A 17,979-nucleotide genomic window follows, 5' to 3' on the forward strand; every position below is an offset into this window, starting at 1 on the left:
CACCCCCGGTGTGTTATCTACTGTGTCGGTTCAATGGGCAAATCCGTTCGCGCCCCCCATTCGCTCCATGAGCCATCATACAGGGACACACCGTTGACGCCCAGGGTGGTGAGCGCCAGCACCACGACTGCCGCCGTTACGCCGGAGCCGCAGCTGGCAATGATTGGCCGCGTAAAATCCACTCCCTGACGGGCGAAAATCTCGTTCAGCTCATCGACGGTTTTTAGTTCGCCGTTCATGACCAGTTCAGTCCAGGGTACGTTCAGCGCACCGGGAATATGCCCTTTGCGCAAGCCTGGACGCGGTTCCGCGACGATGCCATTAAAGCGCGCTGCCGGGCGGGCATCGACGATCTGCGCCGATCCCTCATGACTGACTAACAGCACATCGGTCAGGCGTTTGATCACCTGCGGATCGAAACGGCCGTCAAAATCCCCTTCCGCCAGATCCACAGGCCCTTGTTCCAGCGGTAGCTCATCGCGACGCCAGCCTTCAAGCCCGCCAGCAAGAATCGAGACCTTTTCGACACCGAAAGTCCGCAGCATCCACCAGGCGCGCGGGGCGGAGAAGAGATTGCCTTCGTCGTACACCACCAGATGCTTATCGCTGTTAACACCAAGTTCGCGCATCGCGACGGCGAATGTCTCCGCGCGCGGCATCATATGCGGCAGCGGGCTGGTATGGTCGGAGAGCGCTTCAATATCGAAAAAGAGCGCGCCGGGAATGTGGCCTGCCAGGTATTCGGCGTTGAGATCGCGATCTTCTTGCCCCGGCGCCGCCATCCGCGCATCGATTATCTGGATTTCCGGGTCATTAATGTGTTCCGCCAGCCAGTCGGCGGCGACAAAAAATGAGGTAGACATAAGTGCCTCCGTGTCATCAACAATTAAGTGATTGTTGTTGTTTTTTGCCTTATGGACAAGGCATTTTCAAGAGGAGGCGGCGGTAATGTGAGACGCCCCCGAACGGATCGGGGGAACAGACGCTTAAAACTGGCTTTGCCGCAGGTAGCGCCAGGCGTACTGCGCATACAACTCCGCACCGTTTTTCATCACCTGCTCATCAATATTAAAGCAGCCATGATGATGCGCATAATCGCTGCCTTTCTCTTTATTACCTGAGCCTAGCAGTGCGAACGCGCCGGGAATATTTTCCATATAAAAGCTGAAATCTTCGCCGCCGGTGGTCGGCCTTTCGTTGAAAAGAACATCCTCGCCAAAGGCGTCGCGAATAACCGACTGCGCCAGCAGTGCGCTGCGTTCCTCGTTGATCACTGGCAGCGTGCCGTAGCGGTACTCCACCTCGGCAGTCGCGCCATAAACAGCGGCGGTGTGCTCCGCGTAGCGGGCGATCGCCGCCTCCAGACGTTGGCGGGCTTCAATGCTGAAGCAGCGCACGGTGCCATCAAGTACGGCATTTTCGGCAATGACGTTAAAGCGCGTGCCGACATCCATTTTGCCGATGGTGACCACGGCAGACTCCAGCGGTGACGTTTCGCGCGCCACGACAGCCTGCAGGTTCATAACGAAAGCCGAAGCGACCACCGCCGCATCGACGCACGCTTCCGGCATTGAACCGTGTCCGCCGCGGCCGCGGAAAGTGACTTTCAGTAAATCCGCCGATGCAAATGATGATCCGACGTTGCAGGAGATTTTTCCGGACGGCGTGACTGACCAGATATGCATACCAAAAACGTTATCCACGTTGTCGATTGCCCCCTGTTCGATCATCGCCTTCGCGCCTTCGGCAATCTCTTCCGCAGGCTGAAAGATCAGCCGCACGTTACCCGCAAGCTGTTCGCGGATTTCATATAACGCGCGGGCGGCGGTCAGCAGCATGGCGGTATGTGAGTCATGACCGCAGGCGTGCATTTTCCCTGCGGTTTGCGACTTGTAGCTGAGCCGATCGTTTAGTTCCAGCACCGGTAACGCATCCATATCGGCGCGCAGGGCTACCGTTTTCCCCGGCTGGCCGCCGGTGATGTCGGCGATAATCCCGGTGGGATGGGTACGACGGAAAGGAATGCCGATGGCCTCCAGCCCGGCGGCGACGCGATCGGTAGTGCGCTTCTCCTCCCAGGGGAGTTCCGGGTGGGCGTGAAGGTCGCGGCGAAAAGCGATCATCGCCTGTTCTTCCCTTGCGATAATGGCTGTAATAGCTGGATTAATCATTTTGTATCTCCATATATAGCTGAACGTTCAATGTGCTCAACTGACAACGGGCGTCAGGTAGCTGACCAGGATCCCGGCTAACACCACTGAAACCATGGTGACGGAGATAAACCCGCCAACCAGCATCGGCGCCAGCATGTGGTGAGTCAGTATCTGCCGCTCTTTTTCATCATGAGTGAGGGCGTTGATAGCTTCGTTGGTAATAATGTAGTCGGCGGGAAAACCGTACAGTGCGGTCAGAGAGATGGCGTACGACATTGGACCGCTAACGCCAAGCAGTTTCCCGACCAGCCAGGAGACGATAAACATGCCGATGACCGCCGTGGCGATTAACACCACCATCGGGAAAATCAGGCGCAGCAGCATCTCCGGGGTCGCTTTATTCAGCGTATCAAAGATAAATAGCATCAATGCCATAATGGCGAAACCAAAGCCGTTGGCTTTATGCAGGGTGTGTTTTTCCAGGAAACCTAACGAAGCAAAGACCACGCCAAAAAACAGACACAGCACGAAGGGGCTAATGTTGACCAGCGGTTTTGCGAGATCGGAGACAACCCAGGCCAGACAAGCGACCAGCGCCAGGCGCAGGAATTTAAAGTAGTTGCTGTTATAGCCGACGGGGATTTTGCTGAACAGGCGCGGCATGTGTTCCTCGCCAACGGCGGTGAGGGGCTGCTCATTAGGGATACTATCAGGTTGGTACTCGCCGCGGCGATAACGGGCAAGAACCGCTTTGCCTTCGCGCTGCAGCATAATGGCGGTCAACGGGTATCCGGCGAAGCCTTGCATTACGTAGATCAAAATAGCGAAGACCGACAGGTCCACCAGCCCGGCGTTACTCGCGCCTTGAGACATAATCAGCGATGACACAATCCCGCCGACCAGCGGAGGAATGGTCACCAGTGCGGTGTTGCGGTCAAACAACACCATAGATACGGCGAAAACCCCCGCCGTTATTCCGGCAATACCGGCGAAGGAAATGACCACGGTCTTCCACTGCTGCACTAATTCTTTAAGCGACAGCAGTGTACCCATATTGGTGATTAATAGATACATCATCATTATGGCGACAGGGGTACCTATTCCGGCCTGGCTGACAATATCCGCCGGGAAAAATGTCCAGTAACCAATTAAAAACAACACCGCGCAGACAAATACCGAAGGAATCCAGGCTTTTGTGCGAGTAGAAACAACGTCGCCGATATAAAGAATGAAAATAATAACCGACAGTGCGACCATTTGTGACATAAATAATTTCCATATTATTCATCCCGTAAATGTTTTATGGGATGGGTTGATGTTGTGTTATCGAAGAAACTGCGGAACTGGCAGCTAATATCGTCGCCTCAGAGGGATAATTTATAATTAAAGGCATTGATAGATATCAAGTAATGGAAATTATGTAGGTTGTCAATTTATATGTCTGATGAGAGTAATAATTCAGAAAAAAAAGTCATATCGCCGATGATATTCAATACGGATACCCGTTCCCTTTCAGGATGCATATTGGTCAGTCGCCAGAATCTATCCGGTCACTTCGCTTGCGTAAGCTTACAGGTTCCTTTTCGCCGCCATTCAGATGCAACGCGGATGATTTTTTCTATGTGAGAAGAATGTTGCTCTTTGATATTTTGATAATTAATTCATTGCAGATATTCGTTATCCACACCCATTTTTGTTTCACATCGTTCAATATCACCGGCTGGCGAGCCATTGGTAATTTTGTCGTTAAGGCATAATAATGTGTTCACTGAATGTATCTGGCTCTCGGGCCGAGGGGTTAGAAGGATGAAACCATTTCGTTTGGCGGCGCTCTCGCTGGCGCTACTCACCGCATTATCGTTGACTGGCTGCGATGACAGCGGCAAACCACAGGCGGTCGCCCCTGCGGCCTCCGCGGTAGCGGATAAAGACAGCGCGAAACCGGACAGCGACAGGCTGGCGGCGCTGGCGGAAAAAAGCCAGGGCAAAGCGCTGACGCTGCTTGATGCCTCAGAAGCACAGCTTGACGGCGCGGCGACGCTGGTGCTGACCTTTTCTATCCCTCTGCAGCCGGATCAGGATTTCTCCCGTAGCGTGCATCTGGTGGACAAAAAAAACGGCAAAGTGGACGGTGCCTGGGAGCTGGCGCCGAACCTGAAAGAGCTGCGGTTTCGCCATCTGGAGCCAAAACGTGAGCTGATTGTCTCGGTAGACCCGACGCTGACGGCGCTAAATCACGCGACGTTTGAGCGCAGTTTTGAAAAAACCATCACGACCCGCGATATTGCCCCGAGTATCGGGTTTGCCAGCCGCGGCTCGCTGTTGCCGGGGAAAGTGGTCGCCGGTCTGCCGGTGATGACGCTGAATGTTGATAATGTCGATGTGAACTTTTTCCGTGTCAAACCAGAATCGCTCTCCGCTTTTGTCAGCCAGTGGGAATACCGTCATTCGCTGAGCAACTGGGAGTCGGATGAGCTGCTGAAAATGGCCGATCTGGTCTATACTGGCCGTTTCGATCTCAACCCCGCCCGCAATACGCGAGAAAAACGGCTGCTGCCGCTGGCGGATATCAAACCTCTGCAACAGCCGGGCGTCTATATCGCAGTGATGAATCAGGCGGGCCGCTACAGCTATAGCAACGCCGCGACGCTGTTCACGCTCAGCGATATTGGCGTATCCGCGCACCGTTACCATAACCGACTGGATGTCTTTACCCAGAGTCTGGAAAACGGCGCGGCGCAGTCCGGTATTAATGTGCAGTTGTTGAATGCCAAAGGGCAGATTCTGGCGCAGGCGGAAAGCGACGCTCAGGGCCACGTCACGCTGCAAACCGATAAAGACGCTGCGCTGCTGCTGGCGCGCAAGGACGGGCAAACCACGCTGCTGGATCTTAAACTTCCGGCGCTGGATCTGGCTGAATTTTCTATTGCCGGCGCGCCGGGTTTCAGTAAGCAGCTCTTTATGTTTGGTCCACGCGACCTTTATCGTCCCGGCGAAACGGTGATGCTTAACGCGTTACTTCGCGATAGCGACGGTAAACCGCTGACAGAGCAACCGGTAAAGCTCGAAGTGGTACAACCGGACGGCCAGGTTATCCGTTCAACGCTCAGCAAACCGGTTAATGGCCTGTATCAGTTTACGTATCCGCTCGATAGTGGGGCAGCGACCGGAATGTGGCATATACGCGCCAGCACGGGCGATAACCAGCCGCGCGAGTGGGACTTCCATGTGGAAGATTTTATGCCCGAGCGCATGGCGCTAAACCTGACGCCGCAAAATATGCCGATTGCGCCTGCGGCGGATGTGCGTTTTGCCGTTACCGGCGCGTATCTGTACGGCGCGCCGGCCAGCGGTAACCTACTACAGGGCAAACTGTTCCTGCGCCCGCTGCGCGACGCGGTGCCTGCGCTGCCGGGCTTCCAGTTTGGCGATATCGCCGAAGAGAACCTTTCCCGTAGCCTTGATGAAGTGCGGGCCACTCTTGATGAGCAGGGGCATGCCGAAATCACCGCCGCCAGCCAATGGAAAGAGAGCCACTCGCCGTTGCAGGTGATCCTGCAGGCCAGCCTGCTGGAATCTGGCGGACGCCCGGTTACGCGTACCGTCCGGCAGCCAATCTGGCCAGCCGATACGCTACCGGGCATTCGTCCGCAATTTCCCCTGAAAGAGGTTTACGACTATCGCACCGACAGAACCGTCAGGCAGCCGGTCGTCGATGAAAACGGCGACGCCGCGTTTGAGATTGTCTACGCCGATGCCAAAGGCGAGAAAAAAGCGGTCTCCGGTTTGCAGGTGCGCTTGATTCGCGAGCGCCGGGACTACTACTGGAACTGGTCCGATAACGAGGGCTGGCAGTCGCAGTTCGATCAAAAAGATCTCCTGGAAGGCGAGGCGTCGCTGGATCTGTCTGCCGGGCAGACGGCGAAAGTGAGCTTTCCGGTTGAGTGGGGCGCGTATCGCCTGGAAGTCAAAGGGCCGGAAGATGTCGTCAGCAGCGTGCGCTTCTGGGCCGGTTACAGCTGGCAGGATAACAGCGACGGCCAGGGGGCGACGCGCCCGGATCGCGTTACCATGAAGCTGGACAAACCGGCCTATAAACCGGGCGATACCATCAAGCTGCATATTGCCGCTCCGGCGGCGGGTAAAGGTTATGCGCTGGTGGAATCGAGCGACGGGCCGCTGTGGTGGCAGGAAATAGAGGTTCCGGAACAAGGCATGGATCTGTCTATTCCGGTAGATAAAGCCTGGAATCGTCACGACCTGTATCTCAGCACGCTGGTGATTCGTCCGGGAGATAAATCACGCTCCGCGACGCCAAAACGGGCGGTGGGTCTGCTGCATCTGCCGCTTGGCGATGAAAATCGCCGCCTGAACCTGGCGCTGGACGTGCCGGATAAAATGCGGCCGAACCGGCCGTTGACGGTTAACGTTAAAGCCAGCGTCAAAGATGGCGAGACGCCGAAGCAGGTGAACGTTCTGCTCTCGGCGGTGGATAGCGGCGTATTGAATATTACCGATTATGCGACGCCGGATCCGTGGAACGCGTTCTTTGGCCAGAAGCGCTACGGCGCGGATATTTACGATATCTACGGCCAGGTGATTGAAGGACAGGGGCGACTTGCCAGCCTGCGCTTCGGCGGTGACGGCGATGAGCTCAAGCGTGGCGGCAAGCCGCCGGTCAACCACGTCATGATTGTCGCGCAGCAGGCGCAGCCAGTGGTACTGGATGATAAAGGCGAAGGCACGGTCACCCTGCCAGTCGGTGACTTTAACGGCGAACTGCGGGTAATGGCCCAGGCGTGGACGGCCGATGATTTTGGCAGCAGCGAAGAGAAAGTTATCGTTGCCGCGCCGGTAATAGCTGAGCTGAATATGCCGCGTTTTCTCGCCAGCGGAGATACCGCTCGTCTGGCGCTGGATCTCAGCAACCTGACCGATAAGCCGCAAACGCTTAATGTTGCTCTGACCGCCAGCGGCCTGCTTCAGCTGGAAGGCGGAGAACTGGCGCCAGTACAGCTTGCCCCCGGCGCGCGCAGCACGCTGTTTGTCTCCGTTCGCGCGAATGACGGTTTTGGCGACGGACAGGTTAACGCCACAATCAGCGGCCTGAATCTGCCGGGCGAAACTTTTACGCCGATGCAGAAACAGTGGACGCTGGGCGTGCGCCCGGCCTTTCCGGCGCAAACCGTGAGTTCCGGCGTGCTCCTGCAAGCGGGTGAAAGCTGGCAGGCTCCGGCCGCGCAACGTCAGGGCTTCTCGCCCGCCACGCTGCAAGGGCAACTGGTGTTGAGCGGCAAACCGCCGCTGAATCTGGCGCGCTATATTCGCGATCTGAAAGCTTATCCTTATGGCTGTCTGGAGCAGACCACCAGCGGACTGTTCCCGTCGCTCTACACTAACGCCGCACAGCTTAAGGCGCTGGGCATTCGTGGCGACAGCGATGAAAAACGGCGCGCGGCGGTGGATATCGGCATTTCGCGTCTGTTGCAAATGCAGCGTGATGATGGCGGTTTTGCCCTGTGGGATAAAGAGGGGCCGGAGGAGTACTGGCTGACCGCCTATGCGATGGACTTTCTTGTGCGTGCGGGTGAACAGGGCTACAGCGTGCCGGTTAACGCCGTCAACAACGGCAACCAGCGCCTGCTGCGTTATTTACAGCAGCCGGGGCTGATCACCGTTCGCTATAGCGATGATGCCCGGGCCAGCCGCTTTGCCGCTCAGGCTTACGCCGCGCTGGTGCTGGCGCGACAGCAAAAAGCGCCGCTCGGCGCGTTGCGCGAAATCTGGAGCCGTCACGACCAGGCGCGTTCCGGGCTGCCGCTGCTGCAACTGGGGATTGCGCTGAAAGCGATGGGCGATGTGCCGCGCGGCGATGAAGCCCTGAAGCTGGCGATGATCACGCCGCGTCAGGATGCTAATCGTTGGTTTGGCGACTACGGTAGCGAGTTGCGCGATGATGCGCTGAAGCTGGCGCTGCTGGAGGAGAACACGCTGCTGCCGGAGGCGCAAAATACCCTGTTAAGCCAGCTGGCGGAAGAAGCATATGGCCAGCGCTGGCTCTCAACGCAGGAGAGTAACGCTCTGTTTCTTGCCGGGCGCAGGTTGCAGGAGAGTCCTGGCGACTGGCAGGCACAAACTTCCCTGCAGGCCGGACCGCTCTCTGGCGATAAGGCGCAAACCCGTAATCTGACCGGCGACCAACTGGCGGCGCTGCAGGTGAGCAACACCGGCCAGCAGCCGCTGTGGCTACGCCTCGACAGCAGCGGCTATCCGCAGAGCGCCCCGCAGCCGGGCGGCAACGTGCTGGGGATTGAACGGCAGATTTTTGATACCCAGGGGCAGCAAAAATCGCTCACTTCGCTGCACAGCGGCGAGCTGGTACTGGTGAAGCTGGAAGTCACCGCCAGGCGTAACGTGCCTGACGCGCTGGTGGTGGATTTACTGCCGGCGGGGATGGAGCTGGAAAACCAGAATCTGGCCAACAGCAGCGCCAGCCTGCAGGAAAATGGCGAGGTGGTGCAGAGTCTGCTGAACCAGATGCAGCAGGCGGATATCCAGCACATTGAGTTTCGCGACGATCGTTTTGTGGCCGCCGTGGCGATTAATGAAGGTCAGCCGGTGACGCTGGTTTATCTGGCGCGCGCGGTGACGCCGGGAACGTATCAGGTTCCGCAACCGCAGGTGGAGTCCATGTATGTCCCGCAGTGGCGGGCAACCGGCGCGGCCAGCGGCCCGCTGACCGTTGCTCCTTAAATGCGCGCGCTGAGTCGCATAAAGCGTCGCTGGCGCTGGCTGGCGGCGAGTATTGCCCTGTTGTGGCTGGCGGTGCTGGCGGCCGACAGAGTGTGGCCGCTGCCGCTGCATGACGTCACGCCTGCCAGAGTGGTGGTGGCGGAAGACGGGACGCCGCTGTGGCGCTTTGCCGATGCCCAGGGTGTCTGGCGCTATCCGCTGACGCTTACCGATGTGTCACCGTGCTATTTGCAGGCGCTGATCCAGTATGAAGATCGCTGGTTCTGGGATCATCCCGGCGTAAATCCCCTGGCGGTCGCCAGGGCCGCCTGGCAGGATCTGACCGCCGGGCGGGTGATCTCCGGAGGCAGTACGCTGACAATGCAGGTAGCACGCCTGATCGATCCGCATCCTCGTACCTTCGGCGGCAAGCTGCGTCAGCTTTGGCGGGCGCTACAGCTGGAGTGGCATCTGTCAAAAAGCGAAATTCTCACGCTATATCTCAACCGGGTGCCGTTCGGCGGGACACTACAGGGTATCGGCGCGGCCAGTTGGGCCTATCTCGGTAAACCGCCCGCGCAGTTAAGCTATGGCGAAGCGGCGCTGCTGGCGGTGCTGCCCCAGGCGCCGAGTCGCCTGCGTCCGGACCGTTGGCCGCAGCGCGCCCAGGCGGCGCGCGATAAAGTATTGCTGCGGATGCAAAGCCAGGGCGTGTGGCCGTCAAAAGCGGTGCGCGAAGCTATCGAAGAACCCGTATGGCTGTTTCCGCGCCGGATGCCGCAGCTGGCGCCGCTTTTTTCCCGCCGCGCGCTGGCGGGCAGCCGTGACGAGAAGGTGGTGACAACCCTCGATGCCGGGCTGCAGCGACAACTGGAGGATCTGGCGCTGAACTGGAAGTCGCGCCTGCCGCCGCGCAGTTCGCTGGCGATGATTGTTGTCGATCATACCAATATGAAAGTACGCGGCTGGGTGGGGTCGGCGGATATTCGCGATGACAGCCGCTTTGGTCATATTGATATGGTGTCGGCTATCCGCTCTCCCGGCTCGTTACTCAAGCCGTTTGTCTATGGTATGGCGCTGGATGAAGGGCTGATTCACCCGGCTTCTTTGTTACAGGATGTTCCGCGCCGCTTTAGCGACTATCGTCCGGGCAACTTTGATAGCGGTTTTCACGGCCCGGTTAGCGCCAGCGACGCGCTGGTCCGGTCGCTGAATCTTCCGGCGGTGCAGGTGCTGGAGGCCTACGGACCGAAACGTTTTGCCGCCCGGCTACGTAACGCCGGGTTGTCGCTGGTGCTTCCCGGAGGCGCGGAGCCAAATCTGTCGTTGATCCTCGGCGGCGCCGGAGCGCGCCTTGAGGATATGGTGGCGGCCTACAGCGCGTTCGCCCGTCATGGTAAGGCGGCGCGACTGCGTATCACGCCGGGCTCTCCGTTACTGGAACGGCCGCTGCTGTCGCCGGGGGCGGCATGGATTGTGCGGCGCATTCTGGCCGGTGAAGCGCAGCCTGTTCCCGATGCGTCGCTGACGCAGGTGGTGCCGCTGGCGTGGAAAACGGGCACCAGCTACGGCTATCGCGATGCCTGGGCAATCGGCATAAATGCCCGTTACCTGATCGGTATCTGGACCGGGCGACCCGATGGAACGCCGGTCGTCGGGCAGTTTGGCTTTGCCAGCGCGGTGCCGCTGCTTAATCAGGTCAATAACATGCTGTTGGCACGACCGACGATGAGCCGTGGCGGGTTACCGACCGATCCGCGCCCGCCATCGGTGAGCGCCGGAACCATTTGCTGGCCCGGCGGGCAGAATTTGCCGACGGGCGATGCGAACTGCCGCCGACGGCTGGCAACCTGGCTGTTGGATAAGAGCCAGCCGCCGACGCTGCTGCTGCCGGGGCAGGAAGGTATCCGCGGGATCCGTTTCCCGATATGGTTAAATGAAAAAGGGTTACGAACGGCGGCGGATTGCCCTGGCGCGATGGAGAAAACGATCGACGTCTGGCCGCTGCCGCTGGAGCCCTGGCTACCCGCAGGCGAACGGCGTCTCGCCAGGTTGCCCGCGGCAGCGGCGGAGTGTTCGCCGCTGCAAATCGTCAATGCCGCTCCGCTGGGGCTATCAGGTATTCGCGAGGGGACGGTAATTAAACGTCTGCCCGGCGAGCGCAAGGTTATGCTGCCGTTGCAGACGACCGGCGGGGAAGGGCGGCGCTGGTGGTTTCTGAATGGCGCGCCGCTGACGGCGGAAGGGGCCGGCATCACCCTTAATCTTGAGCGTGCCGATAGTTACCAGTTGGTGGTGATGGATGAGAGCGGGCAGATTGTTGCCGAGAATTTCACCGTGCAATAAGCGGCGTGAGGCTTAATTGGCCGGATTTGTTGTTTACGGTCGCTTTTTTTTAAAAAAATGTTACCTAAACACATAGGCAATCGCCATAGATGATGATTATAATTCGCGCCTTATTTATACCCTAAATAATTCGAGTTGCGGGACAAAACGGTTAACCGCTTTAAACCGCGTTTCTGCTGGCCTCGTCAAGGCGAGGCCACAGGCCGAATTACGCGGCGAGAGCGTGAATCCCCGGGCACATCGATAGTTATGTGACTGGGCTGAGTGACAAATCTGCCGGGAGCAGATTTGAACATCGCTTGCGACGGCCTGTAAGGGCAAGTCGCATGGATGAGACGCGTCGTTCAGAAGTCAACGCATCTGCAATTTGAAGTATGATGGGTATATCGGTCTCATCTGCGAACCAGAACAACATATATAAAGAGGTTATCATGGCTATCGAACGTACTTTTTCCATCATCAAACCAAACGCGGTGGCAAAAAACGTTATCGGCAGTATCTTTTCTCGCTTTGAAGCAGCAGGGTTCAAAATTGTTGGCACCAAAATGTTGCATCTGAGCGTTGAGCAGGCTCGTGGTTTCTACGCTGAGCACGAAGGTCGCCCGTTCTTCGACGGTCTGGTTGAATTTATGACTTCCGGTCCGATCGTGGTTTCCGTGCTGGAAGGCGAAAATGCAGTACAGCGCCACCGCGATCTGCTGGGCGCAACCAACCCGGCGAACGCGCTGGCGGGCACCCTGCGCGCTGACTATGCGGACAGCTTCACCGAGAACGGCACCCACGGTTCCGACTCCGTTGAATCCGCGGCGCGCGAAATCGCGTTCTTCTTTGCTGAAGGCGAGGTTTGCCCGCGCACCCGCTAATCTTCTGCGTCTTTCACGCCACCGCTTTGTTGGCGTTATTCGCATACCCCGGTCACAGAGTTATCTATGCTCACGGGGATTTGCGAACTGGCCGCTTTGCGACAGTTGAAAATCCTTAGAGGATCAGGCCGGCAGTTACAGATTTTTTCATCATTGCCGCGTGCAAACGTGGTATTGATGGGCCAGAATTTGTAGAATACAGCGCCCCGGATGAGCCGTTGCTCTCCGGGGCGTTTCTTTTTCAACCCTCCAGGGGCCATAACGTGTAATAACGAGGCCGGAATCAATTATGTCTGAACAAATAGTCACACCTGATAGCGCCGCGCTGACGGTGCCGAACAACGATGCCAAAATCAACCTGCTGGATCTCAACCGTCAGCAGATGCGCGAGTTTTTCAAAAACATGGGCGAAAAGCCTTTCCGCGCCGATCAGGTGATGAAATGGATGTATCACTACTGCTGCGATAACTTTGATGAGATGACCGACATCAACAAAGTTCTGCGCAGCAAACTGAAAGAAGTCGCGGAGATCCGCGCGCCGGAAGTCGTTGAAGAGCAGCGCTCCAGCGACGGCACCATCAAATGGGCGATTGCCGTCGGCGATCAGCGCGTTGAAACGGTGTATATCCCGGAAGACGATCGCGCCACTCTGTGCGTCTCTTCACAGGTTGGCTGTGCGCTGGAGTGTAAATTCTGCTCTACTGCGCAGCAGGGCTTTAACCGTAACCTGCGGGTGTCGGAAATTATTGGCCAGGTCTGGCGCGCGGCGAAAATTGTCGGCGCGGTGAAAACCACCGGCGTGCGTCCGATCACCAATGTGGTGATGATGGGAATGGGCGAGCCGCTGCTGAACCTGACCAACGTGGTTCCGGCAATGGAAATCATGTTGGACGACTTCGGCTTTGGTCTTTCCAAACGCCGCGTCACGCTCTCCACTTCCGGCGTGGTTCCGGCGCTGGACAAACTGGGCGATATGATTGACGTGGCGCTGGCGATCTCCCTGCACGCGCCGAACGACACCATTCGCGATGAGATCGTGCCGATCAACAAGAAATACAATATTGAAACTTTCCTGAATTCGGTGCGTGGCTACATTTCGAAGTCCAACGCCAACCAGGGTCGCGTCACCATCGAGTACGTTATGTTGGATCACGTCAATGACGGTACCGAACATGCGCATGAACTGGCTGCGCTGTTGAAAGATACGCCGTGCAAGATCAACCTGATTCCGTGGAACCCTTTCCCGGGCGCGCCGTATGGTCGTAGCTCCAACAGCCGTATCGACCGTTTCTCTAAGGTGCTGATGGAGTATGGCTTCACCACCATTGTGCGTAAAACCCGTGGTGACGATATTGACGCCGCCTGCGGTCAACTGGCCGGGGATGTTATCGATCGTACCAAGCGTACGCTGCGTAAACGGATGCAGGGTGAAGCGATCGCGGTGAAAGCAGTCTGATAAATGATGCAATGCACAACCCAGGATGTGTGTTGCGTCACTCTGTTGCATCGCCGGGCGAAATACGCTGTTCTGATTAATAATTACGGTGCGTTTTTGTCGACTTTGAGGCAGTATGTAGCGGTACAACAACCGCTTAGCATTCAATATTGATAAGTCTCTGTGATAGCGCGTCATACGGACTTATACTGTTTGTCTGACGTTGAGCAGATGTCTCGCGGCGCGGGGTTACCGGCGCTGAACTTTAAATTTCACGTACCAGTAGTTGTAACGAATGAATACTGAAGCCACTCAAGATCATCAAGAAGCAAACACCACGGGCGCGCGTCTGCGTAATGCCCGCGAACAACTCGGGCTCAGCCAACAAGCCGTGGCTGAACGCTTATGCCTGAAGGTTTCCACGGTTCGTGATATTGAAGACGATAAGGCGCCTGCCGATCTTGCTTCAACCTTCCTGCGCGGCTATATCCGCTCTTATGCCCGTCTTGTGCATATCCCGGAAGAAGAACTGCTGCCGATGATGGCAAAGCAGGCGCCGATTCGTGCGGCGAAAGTTGCGCCGATGCAGAGCTTCTCGCTCGGCAAACGCCGTAAAAAGCGTGACGGCTGGCTGATGAGTTTCACTTGGCTGGTGCTGTTCGTGGTGATTGGCCTCAGCGGCGCCTGGTGGTGGCAGGATCACAAAGCACAGCAGGACGAGATCTCCACCATGGCCGATCAATCTTCCGCTGAACTCAATGCTGTCGATAACAGCAGTCAACGTATCCCTCTGGATAACAGTACGGCGAATTCCACACCGGACGCTGTTGCGAACAGTGCGCCGGTAGAGGCTCCTCCGGCGCCTGCGGCGTCGACTCCGGCTCCGGTTGATAATAACGCCGTCGTTGCGCCTTCTCAGGCGAACGTTGACACGACGGCAGCTCCAGCGCCCGCAAATCCGGCTTCACCACTGCCGACCGATCAGGCAAGTGTGGCCGCTGCGGCGACCTCTGTTCAGGATCTGGTGTTGAACTTTACCGCTGACTGCTGGCTGGAAGTCAGCGATTCCACCGGTAAAAAGCTGTTCAGCGGTTTGCAGCGCAAAGGCGGTAATCTCAATCTGAGCGGTCATCCGCCTTATAAACTGAAAATCGGTGCGCCGGCGGCGGTGCAGATTCAGTATCTGGGTAAACCCGTCGATTTAAGTCGTTTTATCAGAACTAACCAGGTTGCGCGTCTGACCCTCAATGCCGAACCATCACCGGCGCAGTAACAGACGGGTAACGCGGGAGATTTTTCATGCATAACCAGGCTCCGATTCAACGTAGAAAATCGAAACGAATTTACGTTGGGAATGTGCCGATTGGCGATGGCGCCCCCATTGCCGTACAGTCGATGACAAACACGCGCACCACTGATGTGGCAGCGACGGTCAAGCAAATTAAAGCTCTGGAGCGCGTTGGCGCAGATATCGTTCGCGTTTCGGTGCCAACGATGGATGCGGCGGAAGCCTTCAGGCTTATCAAACAGCAGGTTAATGTCCCGCTGGTCGCCGATATCCACTTCGATTACCGAATTGCGCTGAAAGTGGCGGAATATGGCGTCGATTGCCTGCGTATTAACCCGGGTAATATCGGCAATGAAGAGCGTATCCGTATGGTGGTGGATTGCGCTCGTGATAAAAATATCCCCATTCGCATTGGCGTGAATGCCGGTTCACTGGAAAGAGATCTCCAGGAAAAATACGGCGAGCCGACCCCACAGGCGCTTCTGGAGTCAGCGATGCGTCATGTTGATCATCTCGATCGTCTGAATTTTGAACAGTTCAAGGTCAGCGTAAAAGCGTCCGATGTCTTCCTCGCGGTCGAGTCCTATCGTCTGTTGGCTAAACAGATCGAGCAGCCTCTGCATCTTGGGATCACCGAAGCGGGCGGCGCGCGCAGCGGCGCGGTGAAGTCCGCTATCGGGCTCGGTTTACTGCTTTCCGAAGGGATCGGCGATACCCTGCGTGTTTCCCTCGCGGCGGATCCGGTTGAAGAGATTAAAGTCGGCTTCGATATTCTGAAGTCGCTGCGAATCCGCTCTCGCGGCATCAACTTTATTGCCTGCCCGACCTGTTCTCGCCAGGAATTTGACGTTATCGGTACCGTCAATGCGCTGGAGCAGCGCCTGGAAGATATCATTACGCCAATGGATATTTCGATCATTGGCTGTGTTGTAAACGGTCCCGGCGAGGCGCTGGTTTCGACGCTTGGCGTGACCGGCGGCAATAAAAAAAGCGGCCTGTACGAAGATGGTGTGCGTAAAGACAGGCTGGATAACGACGATATGATCGCGCAACTGGAATCGCGTATTCGTGCGAAAGCTTCGATGCTTGATGAAGCGCGTCGTATCGATATTCAGCAGGTTGAAGCGAAATAACGTATTGGGAAGCAATACGCTTCCCGTGTATGATTGAACCTGCGGGCGCGAAGCGTCGGGGTTCATTTTTGTATATATAAAGAGACTAAACGTGGCAAAGAACATTCAAGCCATCCGTGGCATGAACGATTATCTGCCGGGCGAAACCGCTCTCTGGCAGCGCATTGAAGGCTCACTGAAGCAGGTGCTTGGTAGCTACGGTTACAGCGAGATCCGTTTGCCGATTGTAGAGCAGACCCCGTTATTCAAACGCGCTATCGGTGAAGTGACCGACGTGGTTGAAAAAGAGATGTACACCTTTGAGGACCGCAACGGCGATAGCCTGACCCTGCGTCCGGAAGGTACCGCTGGTTGCGTGCGCGCCGGTATTGAACATGGTCTCCTGTACAATCAAGAGCAACGCCTGTGGTACATCGGGCCGATGTTCCGTCATGAGCGTCCGCAAAAGGGGCGCTATCGCCAGTTCCACCAGATAGGCGCAGAAGTTTTTGGCCTGCAGGGCCCGGACATCGACGCGGAACTGATTATGCTCACCGCCCGCTGGTGGCGTGAACTGGGTATCTCCGGCCATGTTGCCCTGGAGCTGAACTCTATCGGTTCGCTGGAAGCCCGCGCCAACTATCGCGACGCACTGGTGGCCTATCTTGAACAATTTAAAGATAAGCTTGATGAAGACTGCAAACGCCGCATGTACAGCAACCCGCTACGCGTGCTGGATTCGAAAAATCCTGAGGTACAGGCGCTGCTGAACGACGCGCCGGCGCTGGGCGACTATCTGGATGAAGAGTCTAAAGCGCACTTTGCCGGGCTGTGCGCGCTGCTGGATGATGCCGGTATCCGCTATACCGTGAATCAGCGTCTGGTGCGCGGTCTTGATTATTACAACCGCACGGTATTTGAGTGGGTAACCACCAGCCTTGGTTCCCAGGGGACCGTCTGCGCTGGCGGCCGTTATGACGGTCTGGTTGAGCAGCTCGGTGGCCGCGCCGCGCCTGGCGTAGGTTTTGCGATGGGGCTGGAACGTCTTGTTTTACTGGTCCAGGCAGTGAATCCGGAATTTAAAGCCGATCCTGTTGTCGATATATACCTGGTAGCCTCCGGAACCGGCACCCAGTCTGCAGCAATGCGTCTGGCTGAGCAGGTACGCGATGCGTTACCCGGCGTTAAGCTGATGACCAACCACGGCGGCGGCAACTTTAAGAAGCAGTTTGCGCGCGCTGATAAATGGGGCGCGCGCGTTGCGCTGGTGCTGGGTGAATCAGAAATCGCTGACGGAAACGTGGTAGTGAAAGATTTACGCTCAGGTGAGCAAACTACCGTAACGCAGGATAGCGTTGCCGCGCATTTGCGCACACTTCTGGGGTAATCTCCCGGGAATCATTAGTCAGGAGAAGGACTGCGTGGAAATTTACAATAACGAAAATGATCAGGTCGATGCGCTTAAGCGTTTCTTTGCCGAAAATGGCAAAGCGCTGGCCGTCGGGGTGATTTTAGGCGTTGGCGCACTGGTTGGCTGGCGCTACTGGACCTCCCATCAGTTAGATACCGCCAGAGGCTCATCGCTGGCTTATGAGAATGCGATTTCCGCGCTCAAATCGGATAAGCCAGATGCGCTGAACGCCGCGCAGAAGTTTGCCGCCGACAGCAAAAACACCTATGGTGCCTTTGCTTCGCTTGAGCTGGCGCAGCAGTTTGTTGATAAAAACGACCTGCAGAGTGCTGAAAAGCAGCTTCAGCAGGGGCTGGCGGCCGCTTCTGATGATAACCTGAAATCGGTTATCAATTTGCGTCTTGCGCGTGTACAACTGCAGCTTAAGCAACCCGATGCGGCGCTGAAAACCCTGGATGCCGTGAAAGGCGAAGGCTGGACGGCGATTGTTGCCGATTTGCGCGGCGAGATCCTGCTGAGTAAAGGCGATAAGCAAGGGGCGAAAGCGGCCTGGGAAGCTGGCTCGACAAGCGATGCTTCACCGGCGCTCAGCGAAATGATGCGTATGAAAATAAATAATTTGTCCATCTGAGAGGGACT

General features: G+C 56.9%; 11 protein-coding genes. 8 read left to right on the top strand and 3 right to left on the bottom strand.

The window, feature by feature from the left end; all coding sequences use genetic code 11:
• Positions 1-17: 17 nt before the first annotated feature.
• The 3 genes from sseA to FE839_RS12085 form a co-directional block, all read right to left on the bottom strand.
• Positions 18-863: a 3-mercaptopyruvate sulfurtransferase gene (gene sseA / locus FE839_RS12075; protein WP_138361047.1), complete on the bottom strand. Its 846-nt coding sequence runs from the start codon at positions 861-863 to the stop codon at positions 18-20.
• 123 nt (positions 864-986) lie between these two features.
• Positions 987-2,171, bottom strand: a complete 1,185-nt coding sequence (locus FE839_RS12080; protein ID WP_138361048.1) for a M20 family metallopeptidase — start codon at positions 2,169-2,171, stop codon at positions 987-989.
• Positions 2,172-2,207: 36 nt separating this feature from the next.
• Positions 2,208-3,419, bottom strand: coding sequence for a hypothetical protein (locus FE839_RS12085; RefSeq protein ID WP_138361049.1), 1,212 nt, complete (start codon positions 3,417-3,419; stop codon positions 2,208-2,210).
• 540 nt (positions 3,420-3,959) lie between these two features.
• On the opposite strand from FE839_RS12085, the gene FE839_RS12090 reads away from it, so the two are divergent.
• The 8 genes from FE839_RS12090 to FE839_RS12125 all read left to right on the top strand — a co-directional run bounded on the left by FE839_RS12090 (position 3,960) and on the right by FE839_RS12125 (position 17,971).
• On the top strand, positions 3,960-8,906 hold the full coding sequence (locus FE839_RS12090; RefSeq protein WP_138361050.1) for an alpha-2-macroglobulin family protein: 4,947 nt from the start codon (positions 3,960-3,962) through the stop codon (positions 8,904-8,906).
• Positions 8,907-11,231, top strand: coding sequence for a peptidoglycan glycosyltransferase PbpC (gene pbpC / locus FE839_RS12095; protein ID WP_138361051.1), 2,325 nt, complete (start codon positions 8,907-8,909; stop codon positions 11,229-11,231).
• Between the two features lie 431 nt (positions 11,232-11,662).
• Positions 11,663-12,094 carry a nucleoside-diphosphate kinase gene (ndk, locus tag FE839_RS12100; RefSeq protein WP_138361052.1) on the top strand — a complete coding sequence of 144 codons (432 nt, stop codon included), beginning with the start codon at positions 11,663-11,665 and terminating at the stop codon, positions 12,092-12,094.
• Positions 12,095-12,383: 289 nt separating this feature from the next.
• Positions 12,384-13,550, top strand: a complete 1,167-nt coding sequence (rlmN, locus tag FE839_RS12105) for a dual-specificity RNA methyltransferase RlmN (RefSeq protein WP_138361053.1) — start codon at positions 12,384-12,386, stop codon at positions 13,548-13,550.
• Between the two features lie 274 nt (positions 13,551-13,824).
• On the top strand, positions 13,825-14,802 hold the full coding sequence (gene rodZ, locus FE839_RS12110; RefSeq protein WP_138361054.1) for a cytoskeleton protein RodZ: 978 nt from the start codon (positions 13,825-13,827) through the stop codon (positions 14,800-14,802).
• A 26-nt stretch (positions 14,803-14,828) separates the two neighbouring features.
• Positions 14,829-15,950 (top strand): flavodoxin-dependent (E)-4-hydroxy-3-methylbut-2-enyl-diphosphate synthase, encoded by a 1,122-nt coding sequence (ispG, locus tag FE839_RS12115; RefSeq protein WP_138361055.1) that lies wholly within the window; start codon positions 14,829-14,831, stop codon positions 15,948-15,950.
• 91 nt (positions 15,951-16,041) lie between these two features.
• Positions 16,042-17,316: a histidine--tRNA ligase gene (hisS, locus tag FE839_RS12120; protein ID WP_138361056.1), complete on the top strand. Its 1,275-nt coding sequence runs from the start codon at positions 16,042-16,044 to the stop codon at positions 17,314-17,316.
• 34 nt (positions 17,317-17,350) lie between these two features.
• Positions 17,351-17,971 carry a YfgM family protein gene (locus FE839_RS12125; protein WP_138361057.1) on the top strand — a complete coding sequence of 207 codons (621 nt, stop codon included), beginning with the start codon at positions 17,351-17,353 and terminating at the stop codon, positions 17,969-17,971.
• Positions 17,972-17,979 lie beyond the last annotated feature (8 nt).

Origin of the sequence: Klebsiella indica, assembly GCF_005860775.1 — a bacterium.
Lineage (GTDB): Bacteria > Pseudomonadota > Gammaproteobacteria > Enterobacterales > Enterobacteriaceae > Klebsiella > Klebsiella indica.